Below are 19,271 nucleotides of genomic sequence, written 5' to 3'. Positions count from 1 at the left end.
GGGCTGTCCATGAGCCGCTGGATCAGCTTGCGACATGCGAGCGTCGCGCTTCTATGGCGCAGCGTCAGCTGATCCAACAAGGATCTGGCTGGCGTGTGATTTGGTGGCGGGGTCGCGCGGCGAATGCTGGTGCTGGGATGCTGAACGTGAATGCCAGAGCGTCATCGCGCCATCACAGACTGATAGAGGCTCATGTGTCGTGGAGGTAGCTTGTGCCGCGCCACCCTGAAGCGATCATCGAACCGAATACTCTTCTCAGTGACGCTAGAAGGTCCTGGCCGTCGCCGAATCGGCGTGGTCAGCACATGTCGCGTGCTGAGCTTGCCGATGCCGTAAACAGTAGCCTTGACCGGCTTTATCCGGGCCGGGACATGACCGCCCAGTACGTCGACTCTCGCTGGGTCGGCAAGCTCGAACGCGGCGAGCACCGGTGGCCCAGTATCGAGCGCCGCGCTGCCCTCCGCGATGTGTTGACCGCCGCCAACGATGCTCGACTCGGCCTGTACAGCCCACGCCGTTCGGCTGACGCGATGTCCCAGCCCTGCGCTCTACTGCCGGAGGCAGCCACATCGCTGGCCGACTCGCGCGTCGATGACTCCTTCATCACCGGCCGGCCCGACGCAGTCGAGGTATGGCTACGCGAACTTCACCACCTCACACAGCAGGCCCACCCCTACGTAACCCCGCAGCTCGGTATCAAGGTCCGCCGACATCTCGAGATCCTCGACCAGCTGCAGAGCAAGGGCGGCCGATCGCCACTAGCGAGCATAGATGCCAGGTTGTCGGAGTTCATGAGCTGGATCGCTGACAACATTGGGGCCTCCGACGGCGGGTCGTGGTTGGACCGATCACAGCGCCGCGCGGGGGAAGCTGGGGACCAGCTGCTTGGCGCATATATCCTCATGCGCCAAAGCCAGCGCGCGCTCGACGACGGTGCCGTCCGCGCTGCGATCGAACTGTCCCGCCGATCACTCGGCCATCGCCCTGTGCCGCCCCGCACACACTCGCTGTGCTTGACGCGACTGGCTGAAGCGCTGGCAACCAGCGGTGACGACGACACCAATACGGTGATTGCTGCCGCCCGCCGTGCCCTCCAGCTAGCCGCCGACGACGGCGAGGACGAGTTCGCCAGCCACTGCGACCTGCGCTACGTCGCTGCCGCCGAGGCGCGCTGTCGACAATTGTTGGGTGACCCGCTCTCGGCCGTGGCGATTCTCGACGAACTCCTAGCCGGTGATGACGCGGTGCCCCTGCTCGACGCTGGCATTTGGTATGCCTACCTCGGCGAGTGCTACCTGCGCGACGACCCTGAGCGGGCGGCGAGTTACGGCATGAGCGCACTAGACATGGCTGGCAGGACTGGCTCATTTCGTGCGGTCCGGGCGTCTCAGCCACTCGCGATCGCGTTGCGCCAACACCGAACGCTCGCTCCCGTGAGGGCCTTCGTCGACGCTCATCGCATCGCGGTCATCGGTCGGTGACAAGATGGGTGCGTGGACCTGATCCCGATGACCACCAGCACGGAGGTTACTGCCCGCACACCCAGCGTTGCGGTGCTTCCGGTCGGCAGCTTCGAGCAGCACGGATCGCACCTGCCCCTGACGACGGACACAGTCGTCGCCTCAGCAATCGCGGCCTCCATTGCAGCGCGGCATGACGTACTGGTGCTGCCGCCGATCACTATCTCCTGCTCGCACGAGCACGCCGCCTGGCCCGGCACTGTCAGCATCAGCCATCAGACGCTGTCGGCCGTGGTCGAAGACGTCCAGGCTTCGCTGGCGGGCAGCGGGATCACGCGGCTGGCGATCGTCAACGGGCACGGCGGCAACTACGTACTTAGCAACATCGTGCAGACTGCGAACGCGCGCAACCCGGGGACGATGACGCTGTTTCCGAGCCGGGCCGACTGGGACCGCGCACGAGGCGCCGCCGGACTCCAGACTGACGGGCATCGCGACATGCATGCGGGCGAGCTGGAGGTTTCGGTTCTACTGCACTGCTGGCCGGAGGCTGTCCGCGCTGGCTTTGAACAAGGCGACCACTTCGCCGACGAGCGGGACATGCTCCTTGTCCACGGCATGAGCGCCTACACCAAAACCGGTGTCATCGGCCAGCCATCGGCCGGTACCGCAGAGAAGGGACGCGCGCTGCTCGACAGCCTGGCCGAAGCTTTCGGCCGTCACCTCACAGCGGTCAACTCGGAGCGTTCGCCCTAAGCATCGACCCCTGGCCCGCGGATCGCGTTCGCCATGCCTAACCTTGATCTCTGCTGGTCGTCTAGCAAGCTTCTATGTGCTGGATCGCGCCAGATCCCGCAGGCAACTTGGTCGAATCGGCACCGCTAATGTTGAGGATTGACCTCGCGCGGAAAGGTCGGCAGGGTTGGCAGGCCCCTACGACATGAAGAGATCGAGAACCTTCCCTGTGGAATCCCCCAGTTGCGCGACGCTTGGCAAGACGGCAACGAGGCCATCCCAGAAGGTCTTGAGCCGAGCTTTTCGGGGTCGATCGCGCGCAATTTCCTCCATGAATCCCTCAAGGTTCTCGGCGGCGTCCGAATTCCCCGATTTTCCGACATGATCGATGATGGCCTCGAGTGCCTTAGCGGTCTCCATGTCGGGGCCGGTGAATCGGTTCAGCGCGTTCTGGACGGTCGAGCGGTTGATAATAGTTGCGCCTGCTCCGACGTTAGAAAATACGTCGCCCACCAGGACCTCCCGGATTCGTGCTCGTTCGATATTAAGCCTGCCTTGTTCTATGATCAGCTTATCGACAGCGATATTCAAGGACGGTCCACGGTGTCGGCAGCCCCAGTAGCTATCTCCGCCCAGCGCGTCCATGATCTCAGACTCGTCAATTTCGCCATTTGCTACCTTGTTCAGCGAGAATGGGGCGTGCCGAAATCTTGATCGATGTTCGTCGAAGTCAGTGATGACGGTTCCGCCATGTCTATCGACGTAGGCCTCCAGCCATTCGAGGCGGCGGTCTAGGTCGCCGTTGACTCCAGGGCTGAATGGAACGTACGCTGCAGCGTACGAGGAGTGCTCTTCGTTCTGAAAATGCCTGGCCCGCCGGAATGAGACTGCCGCACTCGCGATTACAGGCAGCGGTGACTCGTGTAGAGATGGGCTGAATTCTTCGACTAGCAGGTAAAGCTGAGGCACGCCGGTGTAGTCGGCGTACAGCGGATTGAGAATTGTCGGTACAAATAACAGTCGCCCCACTAGGTTTCCGAATGCAGCGCCTTGATTTGCGATGTCGTCACTTACTTGAGCGCGTATATTATCAGGAAGTCCGATGGGTATGCCTTCATGGGCGACCCCCGTTGCGGACGCCGACATAAACCATAGAAGGCCTTGGTCAGTTGGTCGATTGCGTAGTCGAACGCATCCGAACCCTCCGTCTAGCATCGCGCTCTTGCCGGCGAGAGTGAACACTGACAGTGTTGGGTCCACTTCGCGCAATGCTTCGACTTCATGGCTATAAGCAGGATATAGGCGGTCTTGGGCCATCTCCCGGTTCGTCGTTCCATGCACGGTGTGAAACAATCCGGGCGAGCGCGGGAACCACTCCGAAATGGCGAAGCTGTCCAGCCTTACGATCGATCCGCTGCGAAGTTGTTCGCGGAACACTGCTAACCAGAATTCCTCATTAGTTGAGAACCTCGCATAAGGACGGCCGCCTGGTCCATTCTCACTCTTTATTAGGTTCGCGGTCTCCAGTTGTGCGTTCACCGCGACGTACAACTCCTCATTGCCGTCCAACAGGAGCGCGGACTGACGTTCTGGAGCTTGGTCGGTCATCGAGGACTCCGGGGCGTGTAAGCGCAATCTGTTGGAGCTGTATATCACACAGGCTCCAAGATCACGCGAGGCGTCCTTCGGTAAGATCAAGCATTGAAGTATGCCCGTCTACATGTGGAACAGCATTGGGATCCGGCGGGCAGTGAACGCCATGCGCCGGATGAACGGGCGGCCAGTGGCGACCCAAGCTAATGCATCGTTGCGTCGCGCGGCGGTGCTCGGCGCGGCCCTGAGCAGGTTAACCGTCCTGGCGGGTCAGCGCCATCCGCTATGGCCACAAGGTGGCCCTGCGCGTTGTAGAACCACTTGCCCGATACCAGTGGCAGTCTCGGCCTGCGGGCGAGAACAGTGTGCCGCCAAAGATCCAGAAGACGCATATCCGACAACGGATCCCCACCGTCACAGTCCACACCCATGCCTGCTTCCGTAGTGGCACCGCGACGGGCGGGTGAAGAAACGTCCTTGCCGGAAGTTTGGGCAGCTAAGCCTAAGATCGGACCGTAAGGTCAGACCATAAGTCGGCATTCCCAGCAGCCGCACACCCGCATGATCGGCGTCGACCTCGCCTCCGAGAAGCACTGTCTCCGCCTCGCCCGCGCCGTCGCCCACACCGCCCTCATCTGCGGCCGATCATGACGTCCGGACAGTCGCTCGCCGACGGGGCAGTTGGCACCACTCTCTGGCACCTCGAAGCCGGCAGGTGGGAGGCGGCATACGCCGTGCTCGAGGCGGCCTGCGCCGACGGTGTCAGCGCCACCGACAACGCCAGCCTCTACTACGGCGTACCCGCGCTCGCCTTTGTCCTCTCCGCCTCCAACCGGCCCGCGCTCACCCGGGCCCAAGCAGTCGCAGCCGCCGGCACCGCCACGGTGACCCGCCGACGACTGGGCGCCGCTCACCGCCGGATCGACCGACGGCAACAGCCCGCGTACGCCGAATTCGACCTCATCCGCGGCCTGACCGGCCTCGGTGTCGCCCTGCGCCGCATCGGGCACCTCGACCTCCTGCGCGAGGTACTGACCTACCTTGTACGACTTACCGAACCCATCGGCGCGCTCCCCGGCTGGTGGTGCCCACACGGCCCCAACCGCACCGAGGTGGCACCCGCCGGTGGTCACAGCAACCACGGCATCGCCCACGGCATCGCCGGCCCACTCGCGCTCCTGGCGCTCACCCTCCGCGACGGCACCACCGTCGACGGACACACCCAGGCAATCAACCGCATCTGCGGGTGGCTCGACACCTGGCAACGCCACACCAGCGCCGGACCGTGGTGGCCGCAAACCCTCACGCTTGACGACCTTCGCCGCGGCGACCCGAGCCAGCGCAGACCACTCCGACCATCCTGGTGTTACGGCAGCCCCGGCATCGCCCGCGCCCAGCAACTCGCCGCGCTCGCCCTCGGCGACACCACACGTCAACACCTCGCCGAGGGCGCACTCATCGCCTGCCTGAACGACCCGGCCCAGATCGGTCAACTCACCGACCGCAGCCTGTGCCACGGAACCGCCGGACTCCTCGCGACCACCCGTCGCGTCGCCGCCGACTCAGTGACACCCATACCCTTCGCGCCACTGCAGCGTCTCCACCGGCAGGCACCGAACGCGGCCGACGGACCCGCGGGCTTCCTCGACGGGGCGTCCGGCACCGCCTTGGCCGTGACCGGGGCCACGCGGACCTCATGGGATGCCTGCCTGCTCCTCTGCTAACCCGCCTACACGGATCGGACGGCACTCGTGGAACAGAGCCCCTGGAAGCAGGTGAACATCGCCTTTTCCAGCCCCCGACCCCAACCAACGGGAGAGGCAAGCCGTCGAACACCTTGCCGGCGTGCTACCGGTTGCCGAGGCCGAAGGCCTCATCAGCTCGTGGTGGTTCATTCGCAAAGGCCCGTGGCGGATCCGCTGCCTTCCCGCCACGTCCACGAGCGACCTGGCGCACCTGATGCTCACCGACGGCGTCACCTGGACCACCGACATCTACGAGCCAGAGATCCACGCCTTCGGTGGCTCCGCCAGCATGAACGCCGCCCACGCTCTGTTCCACCGCGACAGCCGCCACCTCCTGGACTACCTCAGCGACAACCCCGACGACCGGCGGGAACACGCCCTCATCCTCTGTACTGCGCTCATGCGCGCCGTTGGCCTCGACATCTACGAGCAGGGCGACGTATGGACCAAGATCGCCGATCAGCGCGGTGCATTGGCCAGCCCTGGACGCGCCCAGGACCCGCGATCGGATATTGACCTCACCGCCGACGTCCGCTGTCTCCTACTCGGCTCACCTCGCACGGGCGGCATCGCCAGCGGCTGGCTGAGAGCCTTCGAAGACACCGGGAAGGCGCTGCGCACCCTCCGTGAGTCGGGCAAGCTCACCCGAGGAATCCGCGGCATCATCGCGATGCACGTCATCTTCCACATGAACCGCCTCGGAGTCCGCGCGAACACCCAAGCCGCCCTCGCCCGCGCCGCCAAACAGGCGACCTTCGACGACGCATCCATCTAACGCGAGAGCGCCTGCTGGCGAAACTCTGTTCGCTCCGCCTCTGGATCTTTTGGCGACAACCTGCTGCACCCTGCGGACCGACCGTGTCACCCTCCGACCGGACCATAGTGAGCGCATCGTTGACCCAGTCGCGTGAGGCGCAGTGTTCGGCCTGGCCTTATCTACGGAGGTCAGGGGTCACCGATGCCCATACCGGCAGTAGCGCGAATACTCTCAGCGTGGTTCCGGCGTCCGTGGGGTTGCGGGGAGGGCTGTCCGCAGCCCACGGCAGAACCATCGAAGAGGTTGCCCTACCCAGGACCACGAGGCGTTCGTACCGTGGGTCGGCCGCCGCGAGGGCCGCGGCTACGGCGCCTCCGGCGGGGGTGCTCCGGCTCCAGGATGGCCGGAGGTCGTCCGCGGCCGCCGGCAAAGTGAGTGGCTGCGGTGAGGGCATCCTGTCTGACATCGACCCGGGCAAGCCGAGCAGGCCGCCGCCCGGCCCGCCAGCGTACGACCGAGGCGTCGAGGTTCGAGGGCCGTGGCGGACCGGGCGGCGGCCCGCTCCCCGATGGGCGGGTCGATGGCAGACAGGATGCTGGGTGTTCCTGGGTTGGCATGCGCCAAGTGGATGCCTCGAGCGACCTCCCTCAATCAGCGGTGTCAACGCGATCGAAGGATCGAATGGGAAGGGCCCGCTGACATGTGGAAGGCGAGCATCTCGGAGCCACGGCGGCCGGTAGACGACATTTCCGAACTACACGGTGGCGGACCGCATGTGCAGGGAGCCGTACCCGAGACCACGAAGTCAACCCCGTGGCGGGATCACCCCCACACGCGTGGGGAGCAGTGCTGATACGCCTTGTCGGCGAACGTGCCGTGCGGATCATCCCCGCGTGCGCGGGGAGCAGGCAAGCACTTCGACTGGTGGCGTGGCCAGGCGGGACTACCCCCGCGTACGCGGGGGGCAGGCGTCGGTACTCGCGCAACGCGTCGAGGGCGTGGGATCACCCCGCGTGCGCGGGGAGCAGGACATCGGTTTCAACGCCGGGTGGTGGGGTCCGGGGAGCACCCCCGCGTGCGCGGGGAGCAGTGGGGCCCGACCAGGCCCGACGCGCTGGTGAACGGATCACCCCCGCCTGCCCGGGGAGCAGGACTACTGCTCCTACTCGGTCGGCTCCGGTTCCGGATCACCCCCGCGTGCGCGGTGAGCAGGTCATCCGCGCGCACGTGCACGCGCTGGTGCGCGAATCACCCCCGCGTGCGCGGGGAGCAGGCGGCGGGGTGGACCCTGAACGGTAGCGGCCTGAGGATCACCCCCGGCGTGTGCGGGGGAGCAGTGAATGGCGGGGTCGGCGCCGGCCGCGTCAGCAGGATTACCCCCGCGTGCGCGGGGAGCAGCAGTGGCGACGCGACATGGCGCAACACCTCGGCGGATCACCCCCGCGTGCGCGGGGAGCAGGCCGCGAACCTGACGCGGGGCGCCGGCAGCCCGGGATCACCCCCGCGTGCGCGGGGAGCAGGGTCGACCAGGCCTTGCCCGGGCGTCGCGGGCGGGATCACCCCCGCGTGCGCGGGGAGCAGGGCGGCGGCGGCCTGCGCGATGTGGCCCGGCAGGGATCACCCCCGCGTGCGCGGGGAGCAGGAGGGCGACAAGGCTCGGCAGCGTCAGCGCTACGGATCACCCCCGCGTGCGCGGGGAGCAGCTCAGCTCGGGTGCTCTCGCGGCCGATCCGAAGGGATCACCCCCGCGTGCGCGGGGAGCAGGCCCTAGCCACCACCCCCGACGGGGTGACCTTGGGATCACCCCCGCGTGCGCGGGGGGCAGGCACTGGTCAAGACCGGTCAGGCTGGGGCCGCCGGATCACCCCCGCGTGCGCGGGGAGCTGAGAGGTACCCGCCGCGGGCGACGACGCGAACACGGATCACCCCCACCCGCGTGCGCGGGGAGCAGCGGGGTGCCTGGAACGAGCCCGACGCGGGTTCGGGATCACCCCCGCGTGCGCGGGGAGCAGGTAGCCGCTTGATCCGCCGAGGTCTGCCGAGCCGGATCACCCCCGCGTGCGCGGGGAGCAGATAGACCGCGCATTGAAAGCGGGGTCTGTCAGTGGATCACCCCCGCGTGCGCGGGGAGCAGCTGAGGATCGCGGGGATCTTGGTGTGTGCGCTCGGATCACCCCCGCGTGCGCGGGGAGCAGGGGTCGCGGTGCGGGCATCCGGGGAGCAGCACCGGATCACCCCCGCGTGCGCGGGGAGCAGTTCCGGCCCCTGGTCGAGCGCCCGGGGCGGATGGGATCACCCCCGCGTGCGCGGGGAGCAGGCGCTGGAGCGATGCGCACAGGTGTTCGACACGGGATCACCCCCGCGTGCGCGGGGAGCAGGCGTCGTCGCCGGCAAAGGTCAGCGTTACCTGAGGATCACCCCCGCGTGCGCGGGGAGCAGCAAGGAGAGGATCTACCCGTGGACGCGAAAGAGGGATCACCCCCGCGTGCGCGGGGAGCAGGAAGTTGGGCGGCATTCTCGCCCGGAAGCGCGGGGATCACCCCCGCGTGCGCGGGGAGCAGGGGATTAGTCAATTCGCTTGAACTCCAGTGCGCGGATCACCCCCGCGTGCGCGGGGAGCAGTATTCCGGCCATGCCTTCTGAGCCCGCCCACCCGGATCACCCCCGCGTGCGCGGGGAGCAGGCGAGGGCCTCTTCGATCGCCTCGACGTCGACCGGATCACCCCCGCGTGCGCGGGGAGCAGGTGACCAGCACGCACACCGGCCACGCCTGTTCGGGATCACCCCCGCGTGCGCGGGGAGCAGGGCGTCGTGCAGCGCGACGAGAAGGGGAAAGCCGGATCACCCCCGCGTGCGCGGGGAGCAGAGCCCGTGCAACTCGCCGTAGATCGCGCCCGCCGGATCACCCCCGCGTGCGCGGGGAGCAGCCGCCGCCGTAGACCTTGCCGAAGCCGACGCCCGGATCACCCCCGCGTGCGCGGGGAGCAGAGCGGCGCGGCGGTGATGTTGAGCGAGGTTGCGGGATCACCCCCGCGTGCGCGGGGAGCAGTCCGTGGGCTGCTCATGGGCTTGGAGTCGGGCAGGATCACCCCCGCGTGCGCGGGGAGCAGATGCTGGACATCACCCACAGCCTGTCCACGCCCGGATCACCCCCGCGTGCGCGGGGAGCAGACTTCCTGACCTGCGGCGCTATAGATCAACTCCGCCGTTTTCATTCACTAGGCCCGCAAGATCGTCTCACTTGGTCTTGGCTGAGGGAGTATGTCCTCGAGCGCAAACGACCCCTACTGCAGCGTAGTTGATGAGTCTCCCATTCAGCGACTAGCGACGCTTATGGCTGCCCTACCGGCGCGGGGAGGAGGTGAGGCCACGTACACCGGCGCCTAAGAAGCGGTAGCGAATCCGCGGCTGGGACACGAACACGTGGGCCGCACGTAGACGGTCTGATTAGGACGGGGGACCGAGGGTGCCGGCGGTCAGGACGTCGCCGATTTCGCGGGCGAGTGCGGCCCCGGTTGCTGCGGCCCGATCGAGTCGGGTCCGAAACTCAACAAGCTGGCAAAAGGCTTTCCCGTACGCCTGCTGCCGGTCTAGCGGCAGTACCGGGATGGCGAGCCGTTTGATATCGATGCGCAGGGCTCCGCTGCCGGTGCTCGATGAGCGACCCGCGACGCGCAGGTTGTCTGTGCGGGAGATGACGCCAGCGACAAACCACGGATCGAATCGGGCAGGGTCGACGCGGAGCAGCTGTACACCGGGTCCGAGCTCGGCGCCGACTTGCTCTGGAGTGGCTACTCGGGCGCTGATTTTGCGTCCGACAACTGGGATGAGGATGTCTCCGGCTTGTACTTCCGGCCCGGCGTCGTCGTCGGAGGCACGGGTCGCAGTGCCGGTGGCCGGGGCGCCGGTCAGGACGTCGGCTCCAGTCAGCACTAAGGCGCTCGCGGGAGTGTGGCTTGATCGGCTACGGGAAACCGCGCGATGTATGGACATGCCGCCCGACCGAAGTAGGTCCGCGATGTCGGCCTGGGGGGCGAGCCGAAGCGCTGCTGTGTCCACCTCTTGCACCGCTGGCAGGCTGCGTCGTACCTGTTCCAGTAGTTGATCGAAGTCGTCGATCTTGGCGATGATCTCTGCCGGGTTGGTGGCGAGTTCGTCGGGTCGGGGCAGGTAGCGCTGTGGCGTGAGGTCGACTTGGTCGTCGAGCACCTCGATTGCGGGTACGGCACGGTGGACGCCGGGCTCTTCGGCATATTGGCCGGACAGGTAGGCGCGCCAGGCGGTTCCCGCGAGGTCGGCGATGGCCGGAGTGGTCGGTGCGGTGGTGGTGTCGACAACGAGGAGGGCTCCGGCGTGTGGCTGACGCAGGTCGGGCAGTTTGAGTACCCAGATGTGCAATCCGATGCCGGTTGGTGGCATCAGACCGGCGGGTAGAGCGACGACCGCCCGTAGCGCTCCGTGGCGGACCAGTTCGGCGCGGATACGGCGGCCGGCTGGACGCATTGCGGCAGCCGGGGGCATGAGAACAACAGCGGTGCCGTCGGGGGAGAGATGGGCCAAGGCGTGCTGTACCCAGGCGAGTTCGGGCTCGGTGCGCGGTGGTAGCCCGTAGGTCCAGCGAGGGTCATAGGCGAGGCGATCGTGGCCCCAATCGTGAATGCCGAACGGGAAGTTGGCCACGACGACGTCGGCCCGCAGATCGGGCGTGGCGTCGGCGAGCAGGCTGTCGCCGATGTGTACGACGGGAGGGTCCGCTGCGTGCCCGGCACGCCTAGCGCGTATGTGGACGAACCAGAGCCGCAGCAGCGTGATCAGGGCGTACTGCGGGTTGATTTCCTGTGCGTAGCACCGGGTGACGCTAGCGTCTTGGAGTGCCCGGTCGGCGGCCATCCGCAGGATTGATCCGGTGCCGCTGGTGAAGTCGAACGTGTGGGCTCCGGTGCCGGCGAGATTCAGCAGCACTTCCGCGACGCCGTCCGGTGTGCCGGCAAGGCCGGAAAGCGAGTGAGCCGAGGCGACGTACTGGCTGTGCAGGTACTCGAAGGCGGACTCCGGCTCTTGTTCCCGGCTGAGTTGGTCGACCGCACTCAGCAAGGTGGTGAGCTGCGGTGTCCATTGCTTAGGCAGCACGTCGTCGACTAGCTCGGCCAGCCCGGAGTCGATTGCGCGGAGATGCGTGAGGAGCTTTCGTGGAGTAGGCAGACTGCCGGCGTCCGCGGGGCGGTAGGACCGGATGAGCAGGTACGCGCCGGCGATGCTCAGCGCATCACTGATCCGTGCAGCGGGCTGGTAGCTCTCGATGTGTCGCCAGGCCCACTGCTCAGCCCCAGCCTCATGGAGCCTGCCGTGACGACGAAGCCAGCTCTCAACCTCGCGCGCGTCAAAGGATGGGCTTGCTGCGGTGCCGCCGACGGGTGTCGGGAAATCGGCGTAGCGGCGACGCCAATTACTCACAGCGGCCCGGCCGACGTTGGCCAGCCGCGCGATGCCGCTCGCGGTCAGGGTGGCGTCGCTGGGGGCCGTCCTCGGCTCTCGGATCACCCGTGAACGGTACCATCAGGTTGGGTGTTGTGCACACAGTTCACAGGCGTGTACGTTGTTGATGGTTCGATTCACGACTGACTTAGGGGGCCCCATGCCGCGTCGTGGGCACAGCACGACCATCGGAAAGTTCGCAAAGCTGTACCAGAACCGTCGAGCGTCGGAGATCCGCGTGCTCGGCGAGATGCTGCGTCGCGAGCAGCGCACGCAGCCCAACCAGGGTCCGGAGGCGCGCGCTGCGCGAGAGGGCGTAGAAGCTCGCTGACCTGATCTGATCCGCCAACCCGACTATCGAAGGAGGACCATGAACACCCTTGCTCGCACCCACGTTGCTGGCAACTCCGTCCCCGACCTTTACGCCGGTCACCTACGTGCACGAGGGCGCACGGCGGTATCGCTGGGGCTCTGTGGGCACTGCCCTTCCGAACGCGTACGCGAAAGTGCGCCTTGACCCGGTCGTCGGCATGGCCATCGCGGACGCGTACATGGCCGCGCCCGTCCGAGACGATCGGGCCCGCACTGCGTACGCCGCGTTCTGTCGGGAGACTGTTCAGCAGTACCAATTCCTAGTAGGCCGAGTCGAGTTCGGTGGTCTCGGTTTGTCGGTGCGGATCGTCGACGAGGATCCGTACGCGGACGTTGGAACCATGGTCGAAGACGTGCGGCGACGCAGGTTGAACGTCTGGGCCAGCGCAGCCACGAGCAACCCGCACCCGTACCTCACCGACGATGAGAACGACATGTTCCGGGCGGTCCACGATGTCTTCGGGCATGCCGCGAGTGGCCGTGGTTTCGACCGGCACGGCGAAGAAGCGGCATGGTTGAAGCACGGCAGCATGTACTCGTCGCTGGCGCGGCGGGCCTTGACGACCGAAACGCGCGGGCAGAACTGTGCCCTGAACTTTCATTACCGCGGTGCCCGCTTTCCCGAGCAGAAGGCGGCACTGCTACCTCGGTGGTTCAGCGATCCGACTCTGCCTCGTGTCGCGAGGACTGCCGCGGAGCGGGGCGTTGTTTGCCGAGTCGCTTAATCTCCTGCTGAAGGTCCAGCACAGCGGCGTGCCCGGGTCCGTCGGCCCGGATGCGGTCCTGAAGCAGCAGGTTGAGCTGGCGCATGGCGCGGTCGTGCTCGCCAAGTGGTACGTGCGCGCGGGCCGCACGCAGTCGGAACTCGAAGACAGAAGGATCATCACTGCTCCGCTGCCGCGCGAGGTGGTCGGCGAGTTGTCGCCACAGTCGCGCGGCAGCACGGAACTCGCCAGCGGCGTGCGACTGCTCCGCCTGCGCGGCGGTCCGTTCAACATCGAACTCGGTCGGCTCAACGGGCGCAGCCATGGGGTGAGACTGGAGTGGTGCTCGCCCGACGATGGCGGCATAGGCCCGTACGGCCCCGGCGGGGTCATCAAGCACCCCCGGAATCGGCACCAGGTCTTGAGCGAGTGGGGCCAGCACGCTGTAGACCTCGGTGGCCGTGGCTGGTCGGTCCTGCGGGTGGTTCGCCAGCAGTGCGTGGACCAGGTCATCGAGCGCGGCCGGGGTCTCCGATCGTATGTGGGTCGGGCGTGGAGGTGGGTTGTCCAGTTGATGTCGCAGCGTGGTTGTGGTGGTGACCCCATCGAATGGCGGGTGTGCGGTGAGCAGGTCGAAGAGAGTGGCTCCGAGGCCGTACAAATCGGTGCGGTGATCGGTGGGCTCGCCGAGGATCTGTTCGGGTGCCATGTAGCCCACCGTGCCGAGACTTTGATCGCTCTGGGTGATCCGCGAGTAGCGGTCGTCGTCAGGGATGGCGGCCAGTCCGAAGTCGAGCACCTTCACGGCGCCGCTCTTCTCGAGCATCACGTTGCTCGGCTTGATGTCCCTGTGCACGAGGCCGATCTGTCGAGCGGCGAGCAGGACGCAGCTGATTTGAGCTCCGATGGCTGCTACCCAGCCGATTGAGAGTGGACCTTGCTCTGCTACGAGGTCGCTCAGAGAGATTCCGTGGATCTGCTGCAGGACGGCGTAGGGGCGGCCGTCGTGCTCACCAACGTCGTAGATGGCGGGCACACCGGGGTGATCGAGGCGTGCGGTCAGCAGGACCTCGCGGCGGAATCGTCGGACGACGTCGATGTCCGGCGTGGCGGTGTTGACGAATTTTACGATCACCGGACGATCGAGCAGAGTGTCCTGTCCCGCCCACACCTCGCCCATGCCCTTGTGTGCCAGGGGAAACCGACCCAGCCTGTACCGGTCCTTGAGGATCGTGCCCGCCGCCACGAGGCCCAGCATAACGGGCCTGGTGGCCTTGCCTTGGGCACCAACGCCGCCGGCAGCGAGCCGATCTGGTGAATATTCAGAACGACAGGACTCTTGCAAGCAGTGTTCACAAGGTGGTCTACTGGCGCTGCGGCCGGTTCGGGGCGCACACGGTGGTTGGCGCCGCCCACCCTGTCCCGGGGCTTGCGGTGCTGGCTTGCGCTCCGGTCGAACCCGGGCGACGAGGAAGGTGAGTGGTGTGGCTGAGTTGGCCATCGAGCGGGGGTTCCTTCCCGCCTACGCCAGGCTGCAGCGCCGGGTGCAACACGCCGTGATCGCGGCCATCAGCAGGTTCGCCGAACACACTCATGCTGGTCTGCACTTGGAGAAGCTGACCGGCGCGCGTGACCCGAATATCCGCACCATCCGCATCGACCAGTTCTACCGCGGGGTCGTGCTTGCCCTCGGAGAGCAGAAATACGCTCTGCTCAATGTCCTGCCACACGATGATGCCATCGCCTTCGCGGTGAGCCGCCGCTTCACGGTCAACCAGGCACTCGGCGTGTTGGAGATGCGCGACCAGGTAGGAATTGAGGAGTTCAGCCGAGCCGAACCTCCAGCATCGCCGAGTGGCGGTCTGTTCGACAGTGTCTCCTCTGCCGATCTAGTGCGACTCGGTGTGGACGAGGACCTGGTGCCACTGCTGCGGGTCATCACCACCGATCAGCAGCTGGAAAGTCTTGGCGCACGATTGCCTGACGTGCAGCTCGACGTCCTGCACGGGCTGGCCAGTGGCTTGTCCGTGGCTGAGGTGTGGGCAGAGCTGGCCGACCGAATCGTGTCCGGCGTGGACACCGAAGACCTACTGACTGCGGCACGCCGTACTCCGGAGCGGATCGCCTTCGTCTCCGGCCCGGTGGAGCTGGCGGCTATTCTCGCTCACCCCTTCGACGTCTGGCGTACGTTTTTACACCCGACGCAACGCGACGTGGCCTACCGGGAGACCTACAGCGGTCCCGCGCTGGTCACCGGCAGTGCCGGAACCGGCAAGACCGTTACCGGTCTGCATCGGGCGGTCTTCCTCGCCGAGCGGCTGCCAGAGGGCGGCGGCAAGGTGCTGCTGACCACCTTCACCCGTGCGCTGGCGGACTCCCTGGGCCGGCAGCTGTACCGACTCACCACGGACCCGGCGGTCCGGGCTCGTATCGATGTGGTCAGCGTCGACAAGCTGGCCTACGAGATTGCTACTCGGGGCGGCAGGAAGATCACGGTCGCCGACGGCGAAGTCGCGGATCGGTTGTGGGAAGCAACCGCCAAGGCTGGTCCGACGTACGTGAGCCGGACGGGCCAAGTCAGGACCTTCAGTGCCGCCTTCCTCAGACGGGAGTGGGAGCAAGTGGTGCTGGCCCAGCAGTTGACCACCCTTGAGTCCTACCGCGACGCCCCACGCAAGGGCCGCGGCGAAGGGCTGCGTGCGACCCAGCGCGAGCAGGTGTGGAGCGCGATCGAAGCTGTGCGGCGCGACCTGACGAAGCGGCGGCTGAGCACGCACACCCAACTCGCCGACGACGCCGCCACGATCACCCGGCAATCACCGCCCCCGTACCGACACGTCATCGTTGACGAGGGGCAGGATCTCCACCCCGCGCAGTGGCGGCTGCTGCGCGCACTGGTCGCGCCCGGACCGAACGACATGTTCCTGCTCGCTGACCCGTACCAGCGCATCTACGACAACCACGTGTCTCTCGCGCAGCTCGGCATCGAGGTACGTGGCCGAACCCGGCGACTCACTATCAACTACCGCACAACCCACGAAATTCTGGACCTCTCAGTGAAGGTCCTCAGCGGCGACGCCGCCGTCGGCTTAGACGGCGAGGGCGACACGCTGCGGGGCTACCGGTCGCTCACTCGCGGCGGCGTACCCAAGGTCGTAGCCTGCGACGACCGCGACAGCGAGTTCGAAGCGCTCATCGAGCGCGTCGGGACCTGGCTGGATCAGGACGTCGAGCCGCACGCGATCGGCGTAGCCGTCCGTACGGGTCAGCTCGTCAAGGCCATCAGCAAGACCTTGAGCGACGCCCACATCCCCGTAGCCGACGACCAACGCGGTGTCGACGGGGTGCACGTCGCCACCATGCATCGCATGAAAGGCCTGGAGTTCCAGTGCCTCGCGGTTGTCGGATTGGACGCAGGGGTGCTGCCCGCACCGCATGCGCTGGCCACGGCGACGGAGGATCCGCACGGCCACAAGCAGGATCTGCAGCGAGAACGATGCCTCCTGTTCGTCGCGTTGACCCGCGCTCGTGACGTGCTCTATCTGTCGCACAGCGGCGCCCCCAGCACCCTCCTGCCGGCGGCCCGATGAGTACCCGCATCGCCGCCGGAACTCCGAAGCTTGGAGACGCGGCCCGGTCAGTCTGGGGTAAGACCGACCGTACGGGCACCTCGCCGGTCGGGTGGTTACCGCTGTGGCGTCACCTCGCCGACACCGCCGACGTCGCCGGACGGCTGTGGGATCACTGGTTGAGCCCGGCAGTCCGTCGGCGTATCGCCGACGAACTGCCCGGCGGTGACGCAGACGCCCGCACCTTGGCCGTCTGGATCGCCGGCGTACACGACATCGGCAAGGCCACCCCGGCCTTCGCCTGTCAGGCGTACGCGTTAGCCGAACGGATGCGTGACCATGGGCTCCGCTACGACCGGGACCTGATTCGCGCCGACCGCAAGTACGCGCCCCACGCCACCGCTGGCCACCTCATTCTGGCCGACTGGCTCCAACAGCAAGACTGGGACGATCCGCATCCGTACGCCGTCATCGTCGGTGGCCACCACGGCACCCCACCCACCGATGAGAGCCTTCTCGACGCGCAGGTGCGTCGACACCTGCTTGGTGACCAGGCCTGGCAGCAGGTGCAGCACGAGATCCTGACCTGGATGGCCGAGCGGTCCGGTGCAGCAGGCCGGCTTGTCGACTGGACCAGTGTGCCGCTGTCGCAGCCCGTGCAGGCTGCCCTCACCGGCCTGGTCATCGTTGCTGATTGGATCGCGAGCAACGAGGAATTCTTCCCATACGTCCTGGACAGCGCGGACGCCGACCGGTTGACGGTCGGTTGGGAGCTGCTGGACCTGCCTATGCCGTGGCTGCCAGCCGCACCGCTGGCGAGCGTCAACGAACTGTTCGACGCGCGATTCGAGCTACCCGCCGGCGCGGTACCGCGCCCTGTCCAGCGCACGGTCGCCGAACTGGCCGCGTCCATGCCTGCCTCCGGGCTGATGATCGTCGAGGCCGCAATGGGGGAGGGCAAGACAGAGGCGGCGTTGGCCGCGGTGGAGATCTTGGCTCGGCGCACCGGAGCATCCGGCTGCTACCTCGCGCTACCTACCCGCGCCACCAGCGACGCCATGTTCGCCCGGATGCTCTCCTGGCTGCGCCGGCTACCCGATGCCCAGGTTGGTCGCGGCGACCGCGACGTACGGCTGGCGCACGGCAAGGCGGCACTCAACCCCGAGTACGACCAGCTGCGGACGACATCCCTGCCGAGCGGCATCGCCGAGGACACCGGCGGCGCGGCCATCGGCGTACACCGGTGGCTCGCCGGATCGAAGCGGACCCTGTTGTCCAGCTTCGTGGTGGGCACCATCGACCAGCTGTTGTTCGCAGCGCTGCGCAGCAAGCACTTGGTGCTGCGCCACCTCGGCCTTGCCGGAAAGGTCGTGGTCATTGACGAGGCACATGCTTACGACGTCTACATGGGGCGATTTCTAGACCGGGCGCTGGAGTGGCTGGGCGCGTACGGCGTTCCGGTCGTCGTCCTCTCCGCGACACTCCCGGCCCACCGACGGGCCGAGCTCATGGAGGCGTACGACAACGGCCGCCTCGGACCCCCGCCCCCACTCACCTGGCGCGACCGCGGCAAGACGAAGGCGGACCCATACGCCGCCCTCCGAACCGACCTGCGATATCCCCTGGTCACTGTCTCCAGCACTGATCGGGGTGCCGCAGCCACCAGCTGCTCCGACTCCGGGCGCAACGTCGAAGTCAAAATGCGCCGTCTGAACGACGATCTGCCTGCGTTGGGGGAGCTGTTGCGCGAACGGCTGACCGACGGGGGTTGCGTCCTCGTCGTCCGCAATACCGTGGCACGCGTCCAGGAGACCGCGACTGCCCTCCGGGCGATACTCGGGCCAGACACCCCAGTAGCGGTCGCACATTCCCGGTTCATGGCCGTCGACCGCGCCACGAAGGATCGTTGGCTACGCGACACTTTCGGCCCGCCGGGCAGCGGCAACCGACCTCACCGGCACGTGGTGGTGGCCAGCCAGGTCGCCGAGCAGTCCCTTGACATCGACTTCGACCTGCTCATCACCGACTTGGCCCCGATCGACCTGGTGCTGCAGCGTATCGGCCGACTACACCGCCACCCCCGTGACGGCCGCCCCGCTCGGCTCGAGACGCCGGAGTGCTGGGTCACTGGTGCGGATTGGAGCACGGAACCGCCGCAGCCGGTCGCCGGCTCGCGTCGCGTCTACCAACCGGCGATGCTCCTGCGCAGTGCGGCGGTGCTGCTGCCACACGTGGACGGCGCCCCGCTGCGAATTCCGTCGGACATCGCGCCACTCACCCAGTCCGCCTACGGCGGCGAGCCACTCGGTCCACCGTCATGGCAATCGGCGATGGCTGAGGCGGACGCGAAGCAGCGAGACGAGATCGCCGCCAAGTCGATGAAGGCGGACAGCTTCCGCCTCGCCCGCGTAGGCGAGCCGGGGGCCCCGTTGATCAGCTGGCTCTCCGGCGGCGTCGCAGGTGCGGACGAGCGTGTAACGCAAGGCCACGTCCGCGACACCGACGGCGAAACTCTCGAGGTCCTGTTGCTGGTACGGACACCGGACGGTTTGGTCCTGCCGCCCTGGATCGATGGCGGGGCAGTTCCCGTAACGACGACTAGCGTCCCGCGCTGGCCGTTACCTCGGCTGATCGCGCGCTGCACCCTGCCGCTACCGCGGACCATGACCGACGCGGACGTCATTGACGAGGTCATCGCCGACTTGGAAGGGCGTACCGATGTCCGCTCCTGGCAGGACAGTCACTGGCTGGCAGGTGAACTCGTGCTGGACCTGGACGCGGACGGGAGGGCCACGATCGCTGGCTTCAACCTGCAATACGACCCGGATGACGGCCTGCGCGTCGAACGCGCCAGCGCCTAG

10 protein-coding genes and 1 CRISPR repeat array are annotated in these 19,271 nt (G+C 66.9%); of the genes, 7 read left to right on the top strand and 3 right to left on the bottom strand.

Translation table 11 applies throughout. The features are described 5' to 3' along the window. Positions 1–305: 305 nt before the first annotated feature. Entirely contained in the window at positions 306–1,481 is a 1,176-nt protein-coding gene (locus tag KBX26_RS02740; protein WP_210864623.1) for a hypothetical protein, read from the top strand. A 12-nt stretch (positions 1,482–1,493) separates the two neighbouring features. Beyond that, the gene (locus tag KBX26_RS02735) at positions 1,494–2,216 is read left to right on the top strand and encodes a creatininase family protein (protein WP_210864622.1); all 723 of its coding nucleotides are present in this window, start codon (positions 1,494–1,496) and stop codon (positions 2,214–2,216) included. 177 nt (positions 2,217–2,393) lie between these two features. Here the strand turns inward: KBX26_RS02735 and KBX26_RS02730 are convergent, their stop codons facing one another. Further along, on the bottom strand, positions 2,394–3,803 hold the full coding sequence (locus KBX26_RS02730; RefSeq protein ID WP_210864621.1) for a hypothetical protein: 1,410 nt from the start codon (positions 3,801–3,803) through the stop codon (positions 2,394–2,396). 632 nt (positions 3,804–4,435) lie between these two features. On the opposite strand from KBX26_RS02730, the gene KBX26_RS02725 reads away from it, so the two are divergent. Together KBX26_RS02725 and KBX26_RS02720 are read left to right on the top strand one after the other, a co-directional pair. Continuing rightward, positions 4,436–5,512, top strand: coding sequence for a lanthionine synthetase C family protein (locus KBX26_RS02725; RefSeq protein WP_210864620.1), 1,077 nt, complete (start codon positions 4,436–4,438; stop codon positions 5,510–5,512). Between the two features lie 121 nt (positions 5,513–5,633). Then, on the top strand, positions 5,634–6,308 hold the full coding sequence (locus KBX26_RS02720) for a thiopeptide-type bacteriocin biosynthesis protein (protein ID WP_307857739.1): 675 nt from the start codon (positions 5,634–5,636) through the stop codon (positions 6,306–6,308). Positions 6,309–7,109: 801 nt separating this feature from the next. Beyond that, positions 7,110–9,461: direct repeats of the CRISPR family, unit length 28 nt; unit sequence GGATCACCCCCGCGTGCGCGGGGAGCAG. Between the two features lie 276 nt (positions 9,462–9,737). Here the strand turns inward: KBX26_RS02720 and KBX26_RS02715 are convergent. Further along, positions 9,738–11,831, bottom strand: a complete 2,094-nt coding sequence (locus KBX26_RS02715) for a class I SAM-dependent DNA methyltransferase (protein ID WP_210864619.1) — start codon at positions 11,829–11,831, stop codon at positions 9,738–9,740. Between the two features lie 314 nt (positions 11,832–12,145). Here KBX26_RS02715 and KBX26_RS02710 point away from each other — a divergent pair, with 314 nt between their 5' ends. Further along, positions 12,146–12,862, top strand: a complete 717-nt coding sequence (locus tag KBX26_RS02710) for a hypothetical protein (protein WP_247680080.1) — start codon at positions 12,146–12,148, stop codon at positions 12,860–12,862. Here KBX26_RS02710 and KBX26_RS02705 read toward each other — a convergent pair. After that, complete coding sequence (locus tag KBX26_RS02705) at positions 12,792–14,087, bottom strand: protein kinase (protein WP_307857738.1); 1,296 nt, start codon at positions 14,085–14,087, stop codon at positions 12,792–12,794. The two genes, KBX26_RS02710 and KBX26_RS02705, sit on opposite strands and share 71 nt — an antisense overlap. Before the next feature lie 238 nt (positions 14,088–14,325). On the opposite strand from KBX26_RS02705, the gene KBX26_RS02700 reads away from it, so the two are divergent. Both KBX26_RS02700 and cas3 read left to right on the top strand, forming a co-directional pair. Then, positions 14,326–16,431 carry a UvrD-helicase domain-containing protein gene (locus KBX26_RS02700; RefSeq protein ID WP_210864617.1) on the top strand — a complete coding sequence of 702 codons (2,106 nt, stop codon included), beginning with the start codon at positions 14,326–14,328 and terminating at the stop codon, positions 16,429–16,431. Then, on the top strand, positions 16,428–19,271 hold the full coding sequence (gene cas3, locus KBX26_RS02695) for a CRISPR-associated helicase Cas3' (RefSeq protein ID WP_210864616.1): 2,844 nt from the start codon (positions 16,428–16,430) through the stop codon (positions 19,269–19,271). The genes KBX26_RS02700 and cas3 overlap by 4 nt, the downstream gene beginning before the upstream one ends.

It is taken from the genome of Micromonospora sp. C97 (assembly GCF_018070385.1).
GTDB classification, from domain to species: Bacteria; Actinomycetota; Actinomycetes; order Mycobacteriales; family Micromonosporaceae; genus Micromonospora; species Micromonospora parva.
Note: the sequence above shows the minus strand (reverse complement) of the source record. Positions and strands in the feature narration are given on the sequence as shown.